This window comes from Amycolatopsis albidoflavus, assembly GCF_039525725.1.
GTDB classification, from domain to species: domain Bacteria; phylum Actinomycetota; class Actinomycetes; order Mycobacteriales; family Pseudonocardiaceae; genus Amycolatopsis; species Amycolatopsis albidoflava.
This window is the reverse complement of the sequence record NZ_BAAAHV010000026.1, coordinates 103,382-119,682: the sequence shown is the minus strand read 5'-3', so window position 1 is coordinate 119,682 and position 16,301 is coordinate 103,382. Positions and strand designations below refer to the sequence as shown.

Below are 16,301 nucleotides of genomic sequence, written 5' to 3'. Positions count from 1 at the left end.
CGGCGTGCAAGGGCGCGGCGCTGCTCGGCTACACGAAGCTCTACGGCCAGGTGCCCGGCGGGCAGGCCGAGTACCTCCGCGTGCCGCAAGCGCAGTACGGGCCGATCAAGGTGCCCGACGGCCCGCCGGACGAACGGTTCGTCTATCTGTCCGATGTGGTCCCGACGGCGTGGCAAGCCGTGGCGTACGCGGACATTCCCGACGGCGGTTCCGTCGTCGTCTTCGGGCTCGGCCCGATCGGCCAGATGGCCGCGCGGGTCGCGCTGCACCAGGGCGCGGGCGAGGTGATCGGCGTCGATCTCGTGCCGGAACGGCTGGCGCGGGCCCGCACGCACGGGGCGACGACGCTGGATCTGCGCGACCACCGGCGGATCGGCGACGCGATCCGCGACCTCACCGGGGGCCGCGGCGCGGATTCGGTGATCGACGCGGTCGGCATGGAGGCGCACGGCGCGCCGCTGGGGAAACTCGCGCACAACCTGGTCGCGCTGCTGCCGCAGGCGGTGGGCGCCAAGGTGACCGAGAAGGCCGGAATCGACCGGCTGAGCGTGCTGTACGCGGCCATCGACAGCGTCCGGCGCGGCGGCACGATCTCGCTGTCCGGGGTGTACGGCGGGATGGCCGACCCGATCCCGATGATGGACCTGTTCGACAAGCAGATCCGGCTGCACAGCGGGCAGGCGAACGTCCGCCGGTGGATCGACGACATCCTGCCGGTGCTCACCGCGGACGGCGATCCCCTTGGCGTGGAAGGCTTCGCGACGCACAAACTCCCGCTCGCCGACGCGCCGCGGGCGTACGAGATGTTCCAGAAGAAGCTGGACGGCGCCCAGAAGGTGCTGCTGGAGCCCGCGGCATGAAAACTCCGCTGAAAACGCTGCGGAAGGCTGTCGTGAGCCGGTCACGGCTGCGCATCCCGGAGCGCGCGTCCGACGCGGAAACCGCCACGCTGCGGTACCTGCTCTACGGCATCCTCCCAGCGTGGTTCGTGCCCGGGCTGCTCGATTGGTGGCAGCACCGCCGCACCCGGATCGAGGACACCGCCGGGGTGCGGGAATCGCTGATCCACCTGCTGATGATGGCCGAGGTCGGGCTGCCGATCACGCTCGCGCTGCTGTGCGAGATCAACCCGCTCGTGCTGACGATCATGGCCGCCACGATCGCCGCGCACGAAGCGACGGCGCTGTGGGACGTCAAGACGGCGGTGGACAGCGACCGCGAGGTGAAGCCGATCGAACAGCACATCCACAGTTTCCTGGAATCACTACCGTTCATGGGCACCGCCGCGATCGCTTGCCTGCACTGGAAGGACGTCCGGGAGCTGCTGCACGCCGACGACCGGCGCAGCGCTTGGCGGCTGCAGCTCAAACGGCGTCAGCTGCCGCGCGGCTATCTCGCTGGGATCGGGGCGGCGATCGCGGGGTTGATCGCGGTGCCGTACGGCGAAGAGCTGTGGCGGTGCGTTCGGGCCGCTCGTTAACGGCCCGAACGCTTCGCCGCAAGCCGTTCCCGCTGCGGAACAACGACGTACTTCGGGTCCTTTGTGGACTCGACCCCAGCCGCATAGACCCCGAACCGCGTACACAACCCGGACGCCAGGTAAGCCGCCCCCGCGACAACTCCCGCCGCGCGGTTCTTGCGAGCAGCCAACGACAACGTCGCGCCTGCCGCCGTAAGCACCTTGGCCGCCTTCAACAACCGCCCAGCCCGGCCGGTCCGGTACGGCTCCGAAGCCAACCCCAGACCGGTCTCCAAGTGATGCTCAGCAGCCAGCTCCGCGACGGCCCCGGCGATCCCGGCCCGCACTACCGGACCGTTCTCCTTCCGCGGCACCGAAATCAGCGCGATCCCGGCCCCGCTGGTCACCGCGCTCCCCGCGAACAGCACCGGCAGTGTCCCGTGCGCTTCGTGCCACGACGGCGTCGCCGTGTCGGCCAGCAGCACCGCGGTGTACGTGCACATCGCCGGCCCCAGCACGCCCGCCCCGGCTCCGGCCAACCGGCCGAGTCGCGGGAAACACCCGGTCAGCGCGGTGAAAGCGGCAGCCGCGGCGAGGCCGGAGAACGGCGACAGGATCCACGACCCCACCGACAGCGGCGAAGTCGGCTTGAGCACGCGCAGCATGTTCAGGAACCGCGTGGGTTTGCCGAGGTCGTGGATCAGTGCGACGACACTGGCAATTGACCCGCCAGAAGCCGCGAGGCGACCGGCTTTGGCCAACTCCGGACGGCCGGTCGCATCGGCGAGCGCGGCCATCGACGCCGACGCACCGGCCGCGCCGCCGAGAAACAGATACAGCGGGACGTCCGGCTGCTTCCAGGCGGGCTCCTTGAGGATCGGCCTGCCGTAGTAGGAACGGAATTCGGCGGGCTCGACCATCGCCCGTTCGCGCCGCGGGCTCATCGCCGCCGCCCCAGGAACGACACGACCAGTGCGGCGGCCACTCCGGCCGCCGTGGTCGCGGCGCGTTTCCACATCTGCGGCAGATCACGCGTCGTCACGACCGGGTCCGGCGGGAAGCCGTAGACCTCGGGTTCGTCCAGCAGCAGGAAAAACGCGCCGTCGCCGCCGACTCCGTCCTCGGGATCGTGCCCGTACAGCCGCGCTTCCGGCACGCCGTCCTCATGCAGCGCCGTCACTCGCGCGGCGGCGCGTTCGCGGAGTTCGTCCAGTTCGCCGAACTGGATGGAGTCGGTCGGGCAGGCCTTGGCGCACGCGGGTTCCATCCCGGCGCCGAGCCGGTCGTAACAAAGCGTGCACTTGAACGCGCGGCCGTCGCTCTCGCGTTTCTCGATCACCCCGTACGGACACGCGGGAACGCAATAGCCACAACCGTTGCAGATGTCCTGCTGCACCACCACCGTGTCGAACTCGGTGCGGAACAGCGCCCCGGTCGGACACACGTCGAGGCACGCCGCGTGCGTGCAGTGCTTGCAGACGTCGCTGGACATCAGCCAGCGCACGCCCGGCTCTTCCGGCTGCTGCTCCGGCGCCCCGACCGTCGGCATTCCGAGATCCACCGCGGGCTGTTCGATGAACGCCACGTGCCGCCAGGTGTTCGAGCCGAGGTCGCCGGTGTTGTCGTACGACAGCCCGAGCAGGTCCGGCGCGCTTTCGGCCTCCGGGACGCCGTTCCACTCCTTGCACGCGACCTCGCACGCCTTGCACCCGATGCACACCGACGTGTCGGTGAAGAACCCCATCCGGGGCAGGGCACCGTATTCAGCCATGGGCTCGCCTCCGGTACTCCGCCACGAAATCCAGCAGCGCCGGCCCGCGCGGCCGCCGTCCGGGACGGATGTCGCAGGTGGCCGCTTTGGCCTCCTGGATGTGCACGTTCGGATCCAGCACGATCGACAGCAGGTCGTTCGCCGCGTCGCCGCGCGACAGCCCGTTCGGGCCCCAGTGGTACGGCAGCCCGACCTGATGGACGGTGCGGCCGCGCACCTTGAGCGGTTTGACGCGGTCGGTGACCAGCACGCGGGCCTCGATCGCCGTCCGCGCCGAGACGATTGTCGCCCAGCCGAGGTGTTCCAGGCCGCGTTCGGCCGCCAGCGCGGGTGAAACCTCGCAGAAGAATTCCGGCTGCAGCTCGGACAGGTACGGCAGCGTCCGGCTCATCCCGCCCGCCGTGTGATGCTCGGTGAGCCGGTAGGTGGTGAACACGTACGGATAGACCTCGCTGCGCGCCGGGTTGTACTGGTTGAGCGGGCTGTCCAGCGTCTGCCGCACTGGCGAGGACTGCTGGCCGTACAGCGCGTTGTCGACCGGGCTTTCGAAGGGCTCGTAGTGCGTGGGCAGCGGGCCGTCGGCCAGCCCGGCGGGGACGTACAGCCAGGCTTTGCCGTCGGTCTGCATGATGAATGGGTCGCGGCCGCTCAGCGCGTCCTGGGCCCGCGCCCCTTCCGGCGGTTCGTAGTCGGGTGCCTTGCCGGGTTCGAAGTCCGGGACGTCCGGGCCGGTCCACTTGGCCGCCGAAGCGTCCCAGTGGATCAGCTTTTTGCGTTCGCTCCAAGGTTTCCCGTCCGGATCCGCCGAGGCGCGGTTGTACAGGATCCGCCGATTGGCCGGCCACGCCCAGGCCCAGCCGTTCGCGATCCAGTCCTGTTCGGAGCCGGGCTGCCGGTTCGCGGCGTGGTTGTGGCCGTCGGCGCGGACGCCGCAGTAGATCCAGCAGCCGCACGACGTCGAACCGTCGTCCTTGAGCTGGGTATACGCCGACAGCGGGCCTTCCGGGCCGTGGCCGTTGATCTCCGCGAGGACGGACTCCGCGCTCGGCTCGGCCGTCGGCCCTTCGGTCGGATAGCTCCAGGCCAGGTCGCGCAGCGGGGCGTCACGCGCGTCGCCGCCGATGCGTTCCCGGAGCAGCCTGCCCAGGTGGTAGTAGAACCACAGGTCGCTGCGGGCGTCGCCGGGCGGTTCGACCGCCTTGTGGTGCCATTGCAGCAGGCGCTGGGTGTTGGTGAAGCTGCCGTCCTTTTCGGTGTGCGCGGCGGCGGGCAGGAAGAAGACCTCGGTGCCGATCTCCTCGGACTTGAGTTCGCCGGTCTCGATCTCCGGTCCGTTCTTCCAGAACGTCGCGCTTTCGATCAGCTGCAGGTCGCGGACCACCAGCCAGTCGAGATTGGCCAGCCCGAGCCGCTGGAACTTCCCGTTGGCCGAGCCGACCGCCGGGTTCTCGCCGACCAGGAAGTAGCCCTTGCACTCCCCCGCGATCTGCTTCTGGACGGTCGCGTACGTCCCGTGGTCGCCGGTCAGCCGCGGCAGGTAGTCGAAGCCGAAGTCGTTGTGCGGCTGGGCGTTCTCGCCCCAGTACGCCTTGAGCAGGCTCACCGTGTAAGAGCGCATGTTGCCCCAGAATCCGGTCTTGCCCGCGTCGGCCTCGACGAAACTGTCGAGGTCGAGGTGCTGGTGCGCGTGCGGCATCGGGATGTAGCCGGGCAGCAGGTTGAACAGCGTCGGGATGTCGGTCGAGCCCTGGATGCTGGCGTGCCCGCGCAGCGCGAGGATGCCGCCGCCGGGACGGCCGATGTTGCCCAGCAGCGTCTGCAGGATCGAGGCGGTGCGGATGTACTGCGCGCCGACCGTGTGGTGCGTCCAGCCGACCGAGTACACCCAGGCCGTGGTGCGGTCGCGGCCGGAGTTCGCGGTGATCGCCTCGGCGATTTCGGTGAACTGCTCGACCGGCAGGCCGCAGACGTCGGCGACCGCCTCGGGCGTGTAGCGGGCGAAATGCCGTTTGAGGACTTGGAAAACACACCTCGGATGCTGCAGCGTCTCGTCGGTCTTGGGCTTGGTTTCAATCGCCGCGCCGCCGCTGCCGTAGGACTCGGCGCGCGCGGAACTCTGATGTTTCTCGCCTCCGTGGTGTCCACCTGGCTGGTCCGGGTCGCGGGCGCCGGCCGCCGGGCTGGCGTCAGCGTCCTCGTACGCCCAGGTCGAGTTGTCGTACTGCCGGTTTTCCGGGTCGAAGCCGGAGAACAGGCCGTCGAGGTCCTCGGTGTCGGCGAACTCCTCGGTCAGGATCGCGGCGGCGTTCGTGTAGGCCACCACGTACTCGCGGAAGTCCAGGTCGTGCTGCAGGACGTAGTTGATCAGCCCGCCGAGGAACGCGATGTCCGAACCGGCCCGCACCGACGCGTGCACGTGCGCGACCGCGCTCGTGCGGGTGAACCGCGGGTCGACGTGGATGATCTTCGCGCCGCGGGCCTTCGCCTCCATCACCCACTGGAACCCGACCGGATGGCATTCGGCCATGTTCGAGCCCTGGATGACGATGCAGTCGGCGTTGGCGAGGTCCTGCTGAAACGTCGTGGCGCCGCCACGACCGAAGGAGGTCCCCAGACCGGGAACCGTGGCGGAGTGTCAAATACGGGCCTGATTTTCGATCTGTATCGCGCCGAGCGCGGTGTACAGCTTCTTCATCAGGTAGTTCTCTTCGTTGTCCAGCGTCGCGCCGCCGAGGCTCGCGAAGCCGAGCGTGCGGTTGAGCCTGCGGCCCTGGTCGTCGGCGTCCTGCCACGTTTCGGCGCGCGTCTTCAGCACACGGTCGGCGATCATGTCCATCGCCTGGTCGAGGGACAGCCGCTCCCAGTCGGCGCCGTACGGCCGCCGGTAGAGGACTTCGGTGACGCGGCTCGGACTGGTCACGAGCTGCTTGCTGGCCGACCCCTTCGGGCACAGCCTGCCCCGGGAGATCGGCGAATCCGGGTCGCCCTCGATCTGGGTGACCGCGCCGTCCTTGACGTACACCTTCTGCCCGCAGCCGACCGCGCAATACGGACAGACGGACCGGACTACCTTGTCGGCGTCCTCGGTGCGGGCGTGCCAGCTCTCCGAACCGCGGGATTTGGCCGCCGCGGCGCGCGCGGTGCGGTCGGGACCGGCCAGCTGCCGGTACACCGGCCAGCCTTCGATCCACTGCCGCATGCCCACGCTGTCACGGTAATCCGTTCTCCGGGCGCTCGCAGCACGTCCGGCGGGTCCCGTCGCCGAGCGGTTCGGTGAGCCCGGCGGCGTCGAGGTGCTCCAGCAGCGGGATCATCACCCGGCGGGTGCTGTCCAGCGCCTGTCTCGCCCGCGACACGGTGAACGGCTCGCCGAGCGCGGCCAGGACTTCCACCGCGCGCTCCGGCGCGTCCGGCGCCAGCACCACTCCGTCGGCGATCGCCCGCAACCGGCCGACACGGGCGGCGGCGGCCAATTCCCGTTTGCCCAGACCGAGTTTTCGCAGTTCGTCCGCTTCCGGTGCGCGGAACGGGTGCTCGGCGAAGCGCGCTTCGAGGACTTTGACGGCGTTGTCCACTTCAGCGGTCAGCCCGGCGCCGGGTTGGCGGACGAGACCGTCCTTGAGGACCAGCCCGTCGCTGAGGACCGCTGGGACGAGTTCCGCGTCCGGCAGGTCGAGCCGCTGCCGGAGCGCCTCGACCGGGATCCCCGCCGCCAGCGGATGTTCTCGGCTCCAGGCCGCGACCACTTCGGCGACTTCCGCTCGCGAACGGCTGAGACGAGCCGGGTCGGCGTGCCAACCGCCGAGCCGCTCGCCTGCCTCCGGCAGCCCCAGCGCGCGGAAGTCCTCGTGGCGCACGAAACCCTCGCGGCGGAGGTAATCCCAGCCCGGTTCCACTGCGGTCAACTCTTCGCCCCGGGCTCGCGCGGCACCGCGACGCGCGAGCGACGGCGGCCGGACATCCACGACGTCGAACCCGGCCGGGATCCGGTGCTCCCCCGGGTCGCGCAGCAGCCCCCGGTCGCCGGTCCGGAGCGGCAGCGGGTGCGCGAGCAGCAACCGGGCGGTGTCCGGCCCGAGCGGGCGCACCCTCGTCGGCACCGCCGCGGATCCGAAGTGCAGCACGAGGTTCCGATGCAGCTCGCCGGACGGCGTGCCGCGCAGCCGGACATCGACTTCCGTCGCCGGACGCCACGCTCCCGGGGTCAGCAGAACATCGCCCCGACCGACGGAATCCCTTGCTACGCCACGCAAATTCACCGCGACCCGAGCCACCGCGGACACGCTTTCCCGCGGTTCGCCGAGCGTCTGCAGGCTGCGGATCTGGACCCGGTTCTTTCCCAGCGTCAGCTCGTCGCCGACCTGCAGGGTTCCGCCGCCGAGGGTTCCGGTGACCACCGTGCCCGCGCCCTTGATCGTGAACGCGCGGTCGATCCAGAGCCGGACGTCCGCTTCCACGTCCGGCGGCGGCAACCGGCTGGCCAGCTTAGCGAGCTGAGCTTTTAGTTCTTCCAGCCCCGCACCGGTCGTTCCGCTGACGCTGACCGCGGGCACTGCGCCGAGCGCCGTCGCCGCGATCTCCTCGAGCGCCGCCGCGGTCGCCGCGGCCGGGTCGGCGCGGTCGGATTTGGTGACCGCCACCAGGCCGTGTTCGACGCCGAACGCGTCCAGCGCCGCCAGGTGTTCCGCCGATTGCGGCATCCATCCCTCGTCCGCGGCCACGACGAACAGCGCGGCCGGAACCGGGCCGACGCCCGCCAGCATGTTCGGCACGAACCGCTGGTGCCCGGGAACGTCCACGAAGGCGAGTTCCTCGCCGGCCAGCCGGGTCCAGGCGAAGCCGAGGTCGAGCGTCAGGCCGCGGCGGCGTTCCTCGGCCCACCGGTCGGGCTCCATGCCGGTGAGGCGGCGGATCAGGGTGGATTTCCCGTGGTCGACGTGCCCGGCGGTGGCGATCACCCGCATCGGGAGACCGCCTCCCGCACCGCCGCGTCGTCCGCCGGGGAAACCGTCCTGAGGTCGAGCAGGCACCGGTCCCGCACGATCCGGCCGACGACGGCCGGCTCGCCCAGCCGCAATGCCTCCGCATACCGGGCGGGCAATGCGACCGCCGCACTGGGCAGCTCGACGCCCGGCGCGCCACCCCCGCCGACGACCGCCGTCGAGTCCACCGCCTCGGCGTCCACGCCCGCCGAACGCAGCGACGCAGCCAAAGCCTCGGCGCGCTGGTGGAGGTTCTCCGCGAGAAGTGCCGCCCGCACCGGTGGTTCCGGCCCGCGCAGGGTCGCTTCGAGCGCGGCGAGAGTCAGCTTGTCGACCCGCAGTGCCCGTGCCGCCGGATGCCGCCGGAGCCGTTGCAGGAGTTCGGCATCTCCGAAGAGCAAGCCCGCTTGCGGACCGCCGAGGAGCTTGTCGCCGCTCGCGGTGACGACGTTCGCACCGTCGGCCAGCGCGGTCGTGACGTCCGGTTCGTCCGGCAGCAGCGGATGCGGCGCGAGCAGCCCGGACCCCACGTCGGCGACCACCGGCACGCCGAGCCCGGCCAGTTCGGCGACGCTCGCCGCCGAGGTGAACCCGGTGACGCGGTAGTTCGAGGGATGGATTTTGAGCACGAATCCGGTGTCCGGACCGATGGCCGTCGCGTAATCGTCCGCCGAAGTCCGGTTGGTGGTGCCGATTTCGCGCAGCCGGGCACCGGTCGAGGCAAGCAGATCCGGAATGCGGAACCCGTCGCCGATTTCGACCAGCTCGCCGCGGCTGACCACGATTTCCTTGCCCGGAGCCAACGTCAGGGCGCACAGCAGCAAGGCCGCCGCGTTGTTGTTGACCACGTGCACCGCCTCCGCGCGCGGCACCGCCTCCGCCAGCGCGGCCAGAGTTCCGCGCCCGCGTTTCGCCCGCTCCCCGGTTTCGAGCGCGAACTCGACGTCGGTGGCCCCGCCCGCCGCGACGATCGCGTCCAGCGCAGCGGCGGACAGCGGCGCGCGGCCGAGGTTGGTGTGCACGAGAACGCCGGTCGCGTTGAGCACCGGACGCAGCGACGACACCGTCGCGGGCAGCCGGGCCACCACCTCCGCGACGACCTCGCCAGGCTCGATCTCGCCCGCCCGGGCCCGCTGCTGTGCCGCCGCGACCAGCGATTTCACCAGGTCACGGCCGAGGGTTCCGGCGGCTTTCGCGATCCTCGGCTCGCCGAGCACGGCGTCGGTGCGCGGGATCGCCCGGCGCGGGTCACCCATGGCGGAGGCGGACGGGAATCGAACCCGCCAGCGGCAGGACCTGCCGCTCAACGGTGTTGAAGACCGCGCCGGTCACCAGGCCGGATACGCCTCCCTGGGGCATTCCGCCATCCTGCCAAGACCGTCGCGCCCCCGCATCATGAACAGCATGAGCGTCCGGCTGACCCAGTACGCCCACGGCGGCGGCTGCGCGTGCAAAATCCCGCCCGGAGAGCTGGAATCCATCGTCCGCGGCCTGTCCGGAGCCGCACCTTCAGACCCGCCCGGCGAGCTGCTGGTCGGCCTCGACGACGGCGACGACGCGGCGGCCGTCCGCATCGCCGGCAACGTCGCGCTGATCGCGACCACGGACTTTTTCACCCCGGTCGTCGACGATCCGTACGACTGGGGCCGCATCGCCGCCGCGAACGCGCTGTCCGACGTCTATGCGATGGGCGGCGTCCCGGTGGTCGCGGTCAATCTCCTCGGCTGGCCACGGGAAGTGCTGCCGTTCGAACTGGCCGCGGAGGTGCTGCGCGGCGGCCTGGACGTCTGCGCCGAAGCCGGATGCCATCTGTCAGGCGGGCACAGCGTCGACGACCCGGAACCCAAGTACGGCCTCGCGGTCACTGGCACCGCGGACCCGGAACGCTTGCTGCGCAACGATTCGGGCAAGCCGGGCACGCCGCTGACGCTCACCAAGCCGTTGGGGATCGGCGTGCTGAACTCGCGGCACAAGGCCACCGGCGAACGCTCCGAGGAGGCGATCGCCGCGATGACCACGCTGAACCGCGCCGCGTCGGCCGCCGCGCTGGAGGCAGGCGCGGTGTGCGCGACCGACGTCACGGGGTTCGGGCTGCTCGGCCACCTGCACAAACTGGCCCGGGCGAGCGGCGTCACCGCGCGACTGGACCCGGCGGCGGTCCCGTATCTCGAGGGTGCCCGGGAAGCGCTGCGCGACGGCTACGTCAGCGGCGGGACCCGCCGCAACCTCGACTGGGTCCGGCCGCACACCGACCTGTCGCGGATCTCCGAGGACGAAGCCCTGCTGCTCGCCGACGCGCAAACCTCCGGCGGACTGCTGGTCGCAGGCGAACTGCCGGGCTACCCAGTCATCGGCGAACTCGTCTCCCGCACCGACCACACCATCGTGGTCGGCTGAGGTCCGTGAGGGGAACCCTGAGGGACTCTGAGTCCGTGAGGGTTCCCCTCACGACCCGCTGGCCGCAACCCGAGTCCGACCGCTGCGGGTTGGCCGGTCTCCGAAGTGGGTAGCCCGTGCCCGAGGTGAGATATGCGCGCTGCGACCGAGATTCCGCTGTGGTGGCTCGTCCTGACCGGGCTGTGGACCCTCACCCTGTCCACCCCGTCGGCCCCGGAACTCATCGCCGGGGCCAGCGCCGCCGCGGTCTGCGCGATCGCCGCCCGTTCCGCACGCCGAGCGATGCGCGGTTCGTGGCATCCCAAGCTCGGCTGGCTGGCCTGGCTGAGGCCACTCCCCAAAGCCGCCGTCAGCGAATCCGTCGCTGCCTTGCGCGCGGTTTTCCAACGCCCCGCCGCCGGAAAGCTCGAGAAAATCACCGTCCCCACCGCACCGAGACCGGAGCACGAAGCACGGCTCGCCACCGCGACGGTGATCGTCGGCTGCACGCCCGGCGCGATGGTCGTCGCGAGCCCGCCAGACGACACCCGCGCCGTCGTCCACCGGCTGCTCCCCGACAGTCCGACCCTCGATCAGGTGACGCGATGACCTGGCTTCTCCTCGCCGCCCTGCTCCTGATGGCGGGCGGTCTCGGCACCGCGTTGTGGCTCGCCGCCCGGGGCACCGCGATCGAACGGCTGGCCGGAATGCAGTTCGCCGGCACCGTCACCGTCCTGACGCTCCTGCTGCTCGTTCAGGCGTACGGCCCGTCCAGCGCCGTCATCCTTCCGCTGACGCTGACCGTCCTCGCCTTCGCCGGGACGCTCGTCTTCGCGCGACTCCTGGGGACCCGATGACCCTCGCCGCCGAGATTCTCGTCTTCGCCGGAGTGTTCGTCGTCCTCGCCTCCGCGGCAGGCTTGCTGCGTGCCAAGGATTTGCTGACCCGCCTGCACCTCCTCTCCCCCGCGACCACGCTCGGCGCGCCGCTGATCGGCGTCGGGCTCGTCCTGGTCAACGGCGTCCAGCTCGGCTCGGGCGCGATCCTCGCGACGGTCGTGCTGCTGGCGGTCACCAGCCCGATCCTGCAGTCGGCCACCGCCCGGCTCGAAGCCCGCCGCCGCGGCGAGATCGACGAGGATCTCCCCGCATGACGGCCGCCGTCCTGCTCGTCGCGCTCGCGCTGGTCGCGGTGGCCGGTTTCGCCGTCGTCGCGACGCACGACCCGAAACGGCAGGCGATCACGCTCACGGTGTTTTCCCTGTGCCTGACTGTGCTTTTCGTCGTGTTCCAGGCCCCGGACGTCGCGTTGTCCGAGCTCGCCGTCGGCGCGGCCATCGTCCCGCTGCTCGTCCTGCTGACCCTGCGCAAGACGGGCAAGCGATGAGGACCCGCGACGTCGTCGGCACCGCCGGCCTGATCGGAGTCGCCGCGCTGTTCGCCGCCGCGCTCACCCGGATGCCTGCCGCCGGGACCGCCAGTCACGTCTACCGGGATCTGGTGCTGCCCTGGGGTTTCCGAGAGGCCACGCCGAATCTGGTGTCCTCGATCAACTTCGACCTCCGCGCGCTCGACACCCTCGGCGAGGAAACGATCGTCGCCGCCGCGGTCGTCGGCACGCTCGCGCTGCTGCAGCCGCCCGAAAACGAGCCGAAACCGGACAGCCACGGCTATGTCCTGCCCGCGGTGAAGCTCGCCGGGTTCCTGCTGCTGCCGGTCTCGGTGCTGCTGGGCATCGACATCGTCCTGCACGGACACCTGACGCCGGGCGGCGGGTTCCAGGGCGGCGTCGTCCTCGCGACCGGCTGGCACCTGCTCTACCTGTCCGGCAGCTACCGCGCGCTCGCCCGGCTGCGCCCGATCGACTGGTGCGAATACGCCGAAGCGGCGGCCACCGGCCTGTATGTCGTCACCGGCCTGATGGGACTGGCCGTCGGCGGCTCCTTCCTCTCGAACGTGCTGCCACTCGGTCAATTCGGCTCGCTGCTCTCGTCCGGGACCGTTCTGGTGCTGAGCGTCCTGATCGGCATCGAGGTCGCCGCCGGGTTCGTCGTCCTGCTGTCGCGGTTCTTCGTGCACGGGCTGGCGGAACAGTGACCGGCGTCGTGTCGGCGGCCTGCTACGGAGTGGCGGCCTGGCTGTTGCTGCTCGGCTGCGCCGGGATCATGCGCAGCCGGCACCTCGTGCACACCGTGGTGTCGCTGTCGGTCGCGCAATCCGGCACCTACGTCCTGCTGCTGGCGATCGGCTACCAAGACCAGGCCGCCGCCCCGATCGTGTCCCAGGGACAGTCGCAGCCGGTAGTCGATCCGATGGTGCAGGCCATGACGCTCACCGACATCGTCGTCTCGGCGACCATCACCGCGCTCCTGCTCGCCCTGACGCTGCAGATCTCGCGCCGCCACGGCACGGTCGACCCCGACGAACTGCGTGCGCTGCGCGGCTGACCATGACGACCCTGCCCGCACTCGCCATCGCCGTCCCGCTGCTGGCCGCCTGCCTGCTGCTCGGTCTCGGCGGCAAACTCCCCCGCGTCGTGGTCGACGTGACGGCCACCGTGACCGCGGCGGCGGTCTGCGCACTGTGCGTGGTCCTGCTGACCGCGGCGCACCACGACCGAGTGGTCACCTGGCTCGGCGGACAGAGTCCGGAAGGCACCCGCTCGGTCGGCATCGTGCTCGTTGCGGACGGGCTCAACACGACCTTCGCCGCGCTCGCAGCGTTCCTGACGGTCTGCGCGCTGCTCTACAGCTGGCATTACTTCGAAGCCGTCGAGGCCCGCTACCACGCGATGATGCTGCTCTTCCTGACCGGAATGCTCGGCTTCCTCTTCACCGGCGACCTGTTCACGCTGTTCGTGTTCTTCGAGCTGATGAGCGGCGTCGCCTACGCCCTCACCGGGTACCGGATCGAAGAGGCGGACTCCGTACAGGGCGCGCTGAACTTCGGCGTCGTCAACTCCCTCGGCGCGTATTTCACGCTGATGGGCATCGGCCTGCTCTACGCGCGGGGCGGCCAGCTCGGCCTCGCCCAGCTGGGAGTCGCACTCGACGGACGCCCGGCGGACGCACTCGTCATCGCCGCGTTCGTCCTGGTGTGCACCGGACTGCTGGTCAAAGCCGCGACCGTGCCGTTCCACTTCTGGCTCGCCGACGCGCACGCCGTCGCTCCGACGCCGGTGTGCGTGCTGTTCTCCGGCGTCATGGTCGAACTCGGCCTCTACGGCGTGCTCCGCGTCCGCACCACGGTCTTCGGCTCGGTGCTCGACGACGCGACCGTCAGCCGGATCTTCCTCGCCGCCGGGATCGCCAGCGCCGTGCTCGGCGCGGTGCTCTGCTTCACCCAGCGGCACCTCAAACGCCTGCTGGCCTACTCGACCATCGCCCACATTGGACTGTTCCTGTGCGGACTCGCCGCGACCGGCGGCGAGGCGACGGCCGCGTTCGTCCTCTCGGTGCTCGGGCACGCCGGAGCCAAAGGTGCGCTCTTCCTCCTGACCGGGGTGCTGAAGGACCGTTACGGCAGCGTCGACGAGGACGATCTCTTCGGCCGCGCAACGCATTCACGGACGGAAGCGGTGCTGTTCCTGATCGCCGCGGCCGCGCTCGCCGGACTGCCGCCCTTCGGCCTGGCGCTGGGCAAAGACGCCGCCGAGCATGCCGGACCGGGCTGGCTCATGATCGTGTTCGCGGTGATTTCCGCGGTCACCGCCGCAGCGGTGCTGCGGGCCGGGCTGCGGGTCTACTTCGGACTAGGCAGGCCGCCCGCCGACGATTCCGCAGACACGACCACCGGTTCCGGCGAGGAACCCGAGACCGGCCAGCCGATCCGGCGCACCCCGATACCGATGCTCGCCGCCATCGTCGTCCTGCTCGGTTTCGCATTGGCCGCCGGAATCGGCCCGTGGATCCGCGACGTCGCGGCCGCGGCCGGGGCGCAAGCTGTCGACCGCGCGGGCTACCTGCACGACGTCCTGCCGACGCTGCCGACGCCCCCTCCGACAACGACGTCCGAGCTGTCCTGGACCGGCCCCGGCTTGCTGTCCGCGGCGGTGACCGCCGTGCTCGCCCTCGGCGCCGCGGCCTTCGCGCTGTGGTCGCGACATCGGACCCCGAAACCAGTGCACGAAGCCCTGACCGTCCTGCACCGCGCGCATTCCGGCCAGGTCGGCGACTACGTGGCTTGGCTGCTCGCGGGCGTCGCCGTCCTCGCCGGACTGGTCTGGCTCTGAACACGTCACCCATGCCGGTCGGTGTCGTCGCCGAGCAGCCGGTGCACCGCTTCCACGTTGTCGTACCGCTGCTCGGGCAACTTGCCGAGATGCCCGATGACGTCGTCACCGGCGCCCTTCGCGGCCGCCCGGCGGAGAAGCTCTTCGCGTTCGCACGGGTACTCGACTTCCGTCAGATACTCACGGACGTCAGACATGGCGCTCCCTTCCTCGGGTCCTTCCCCCCGCATACCCGCCCGGCCCGGCATCAATGCGGGGTTACGCGCGGCTGCTGAACGAATCCCCGAAGCCGGCCAAGATCGGGAACGTGCTGCACCCGGTCGCCGATGTCAGCTCAGCCGTGCGGTGCTACGCCGAGACCTTCGGCCTGCCGGCGAAATTCGTCGACGGAGACCGTTACGCCGCACTGTCCACACTGGTCGCGGGCGGCGGAACCGTTGTGCGGCAGTACGAGCGGTGGCCCGCGATCCTTGGGGCAACGCGGTCGTCGTTTACGGACCGCAGTGACCGCCTGAAGAACGGCCGCGGCTGTGTCGGTCGATCACACCGACGCCGCCGTCGATCTGATGTCTCTCGGCGTCCGCGAGTGCGCCTCATCACCAACAACCCGGAGAAATACCGCGGACTCGCCGAATACGGACTTCACCTCACGGAGCAGGTCGCGGTGCGCCCCGGTCGAAACTCCGCAGAACCTCCGGACTAAACGCGACCGGATGGAACACGCCTTCGCGACGTCGGCCGATCCGCCGCCGGAGCGGAAAACTTCCCGACCGCCGTTCCTCTCGCGTGGCCAATTCGCCCCGCGCGGCCGACGTTACATTATTGCCGCCGACCAGCCACAGTGGACTCCTGTTATGGTCTGCGGTGACCGCGTCCCGTTTCCAGGAGGAGTCACCGCAATGGCACAGAAAGTCCTCGTCGAGATGATCGACGACCTCGACGGGTCCGAAGCCGGGCAGACCGTCCCCTTCGGACTCGACGGCGTCCAGTACGAAATCGACCTGTCCGACGAGAACGCCGCCACCCTGCGCCAGGAACTGGCGACGTTCATCGCGTCCGCCCGCCGGACCGGCGGACGCAAAACGACCGTGCGGGCCACGGCCGCGCCGACGGCCGAGGAACGCGAACGCTCGAAGGCGATCCGCACGTGGGCCCTGGACAACAACTGGGCCATCGCCGAACGCGGCCGCATCCCGCGCGAGGTGATCGCCGCCTACGAGGAAAGCCAGAAGCCGGAGGCGAAACCCCGCAAGCGCACCACGAAAAAGCGCGCCGGCAAATAAGCCCGCCCCCTCGGCGGTTCGACGGAGATCATTCCGGAAAAGCCGAACGAGGCGTCCACTCCCCCGCCGGAGTTTCGCCCCCCGCCCCCCGGCGACTTTCCCGCGCGACCACCGCCAGGCACACCGGAACGCAGGAGTTCTAGCTCTCGCCCCCCCGCCCGGCCTCAGACGAATGTCTCCAGCCCGCGGGATCGCGTCGG

Annotated in this window: 16 protein-coding genes, 1 tRNA gene and 1 pseudogene; 11 read left to right on the top strand and 7 right to left on the bottom strand. The window is 70.4% G+C overall.

The features are described 5' to 3' along the window. Positions 1-8: 8 nt before the first annotated feature. Both ABD156_RS40705 and ABD156_RS40700 read left to right on the top strand, forming a co-directional pair. Positions 9-860: pseudogene (locus ABD156_RS40705) on the top strand (zinc-binding dehydrogenase); the annotation flags it as partial. After that, positions 857-1,480 carry a diguanylate cyclase/phosphodiesterase gene (locus ABD156_RS40700; protein WP_344286380.1) on the top strand — a complete coding sequence of 208 codons (624 nt, stop codon included), beginning with the start codon at positions 857-859 and terminating at the stop codon, positions 1,478-1,480. The pseudogene ABD156_RS40705 and the gene ABD156_RS40700, both read left to right, overlap by 4 nt. Here ABD156_RS40700 and nrfD read toward each other — a convergent pair. The 6 genes from nrfD to ABD156_RS40670 all read right to left on the bottom strand — a co-directional run bounded on the left by nrfD (position 1,477) and on the right by ABD156_RS40670 (position 9,562). Next, positions 1,477-2,403 (bottom strand): NrfD/PsrC family molybdoenzyme membrane anchor subunit, encoded by a 927-nt coding sequence (gene nrfD / locus ABD156_RS40695; RefSeq protein WP_344286379.1) that lies wholly within the window; start codon positions 2,401-2,403, stop codon positions 1,477-1,479. The two genes, ABD156_RS40700 and nrfD, sit on opposite strands and share 4 nt — an antisense overlap. Beyond that, positions 2,400-3,230 (bottom strand): 4Fe-4S dicluster domain-containing protein, encoded by an 831-nt coding sequence (locus ABD156_RS40690; protein ID WP_344286378.1) that lies wholly within the window; start codon positions 3,228-3,230, stop codon positions 2,400-2,402. Before ABD156_RS40690 ends, nrfD begins: the two co-directional genes overlap by 4 nt. Continuing rightward, complete coding sequence (fdh, locus tag ABD156_RS40685; protein ID WP_344286377.1) at positions 3,223-6,435, bottom strand: formate dehydrogenase; 3,213 nt, start codon at positions 6,433-6,435, stop codon at positions 3,223-3,225. The genes ABD156_RS40690 and fdh overlap by 8 nt, the downstream gene beginning before the upstream one ends. Positions 6,436-6,439: 4 nt before the next feature. Then, positions 6,440-8,194 carry a selenocysteine-specific translation elongation factor gene (selB, locus tag ABD156_RS40680; protein ID WP_344286376.1) on the bottom strand — a complete coding sequence of 585 codons (1,755 nt, stop codon included), beginning with the start codon at positions 8,192-8,194 and terminating at the stop codon, positions 6,440-6,442. Continuing rightward, positions 8,185-9,468 (bottom strand): L-seryl-tRNA(Sec) selenium transferase, encoded by a 1,284-nt coding sequence (gene selA / locus ABD156_RS40675; protein ID WP_344286375.1) that lies wholly within the window; start codon positions 9,466-9,468, stop codon positions 8,185-8,187. Before selA ends, selB begins: the two co-directional genes overlap by 10 nt. Beyond that, positions 9,468-9,562, bottom strand: a tRNA-Sec gene (locus ABD156_RS40670). Before ABD156_RS40670 ends, selA begins: the two co-directional genes overlap by 1 nt. A 54-nt stretch (positions 9,563-9,616) precedes the next feature. Here ABD156_RS40670 and selD point away from each other — a divergent pair. The 8 genes from selD (at position 9,617) to ABD156_RS40630 (ending at position 14,818) form a co-directional block, all read left to right on the top strand. Then, on the top strand, positions 9,617-10,609 hold the full coding sequence (gene selD, locus ABD156_RS40665) for a selenide, water dikinase SelD (protein WP_344286374.1): 993 nt from the start codon (positions 9,617-9,619) through the stop codon (positions 10,607-10,609). Between the two features lie 132 nt (positions 10,610-10,741). Beyond that, a complete protein-coding gene (locus tag ABD156_RS40660) occupies positions 10,742-11,197 on the top strand; it encodes a hypothetical protein (RefSeq protein ID WP_344286373.1) in 456 nt (151 codons plus the stop codon). After that, positions 11,194-11,445: a monovalent cation/H+ antiporter complex subunit F gene (locus tag ABD156_RS40655; protein WP_037356679.1), complete on the top strand. Its 252-nt coding sequence runs from the start codon at positions 11,194-11,196 to the stop codon at positions 11,443-11,445. The genes ABD156_RS40660 and ABD156_RS40655 overlap by 4 nt, the downstream gene beginning before the upstream one ends. Further along, positions 11,442-11,741 carry a cation:proton antiporter gene (locus ABD156_RS40650; RefSeq protein ID WP_344286372.1) on the top strand — a complete coding sequence of 100 codons (300 nt, stop codon included), beginning with the start codon at positions 11,442-11,444 and terminating at the stop codon, positions 11,739-11,741. Before ABD156_RS40655 ends, ABD156_RS40650 begins: the two co-directional genes overlap by 4 nt. Continuing rightward, positions 11,738-11,974, top strand: a complete 237-nt coding sequence (locus ABD156_RS40645; RefSeq protein WP_037810690.1) for a Na(+)/H(+) antiporter subunit B — start codon at positions 11,738-11,740, stop codon at positions 11,972-11,974. Before ABD156_RS40650 ends, ABD156_RS40645 begins: the two co-directional genes overlap by 4 nt. Beyond that, positions 11,971-12,684: an MnhB domain-containing protein gene (locus ABD156_RS40640; RefSeq protein WP_344286371.1), complete on the top strand. Its 714-nt coding sequence runs from the start codon at positions 11,971-11,973 to the stop codon at positions 12,682-12,684. Before ABD156_RS40645 ends, ABD156_RS40640 begins: the two co-directional genes overlap by 4 nt. Beyond that, positions 12,681-13,034: an NADH-quinone oxidoreductase subunit K gene (locus tag ABD156_RS40635; protein WP_009080047.1), complete on the top strand. Its 354-nt coding sequence runs from the start codon at positions 12,681-12,683 to the stop codon at positions 13,032-13,034. Before ABD156_RS40640 ends, ABD156_RS40635 begins: the two co-directional genes overlap by 4 nt. Before the next feature lie 2 nt (positions 13,035-13,036). Beyond that, entirely contained in the window at positions 13,037-14,818 is a 1,782-nt protein-coding gene (locus tag ABD156_RS40630; RefSeq protein ID WP_344286370.1) for a complex I subunit 5 family protein, read from the top strand. A gap of 5 nt (positions 14,819-14,823) precedes the next feature. Here the strand turns inward: ABD156_RS40630 and ABD156_RS40625 are convergent, their stop codons facing one another. Then, positions 14,824-15,015: a DUF2795 domain-containing protein gene (locus tag ABD156_RS40625; RefSeq protein ID WP_344286369.1), complete on the bottom strand. Its 192-nt coding sequence runs from the start codon at positions 15,013-15,015 to the stop codon at positions 14,824-14,826. 702 nt (positions 15,016-15,717) lie between these two features. On the opposite strand from ABD156_RS40625, the gene ABD156_RS40620 reads away from it, so the two are divergent. Further along, a complete protein-coding gene (locus ABD156_RS40620) occupies positions 15,718-16,101 on the top strand; it encodes a histone-like nucleoid-structuring protein Lsr2 (protein ID WP_344286368.1) in 384 nt (127 codons plus the stop codon). Positions 16,102-16,301: the final 200 nt, after the last annotated feature.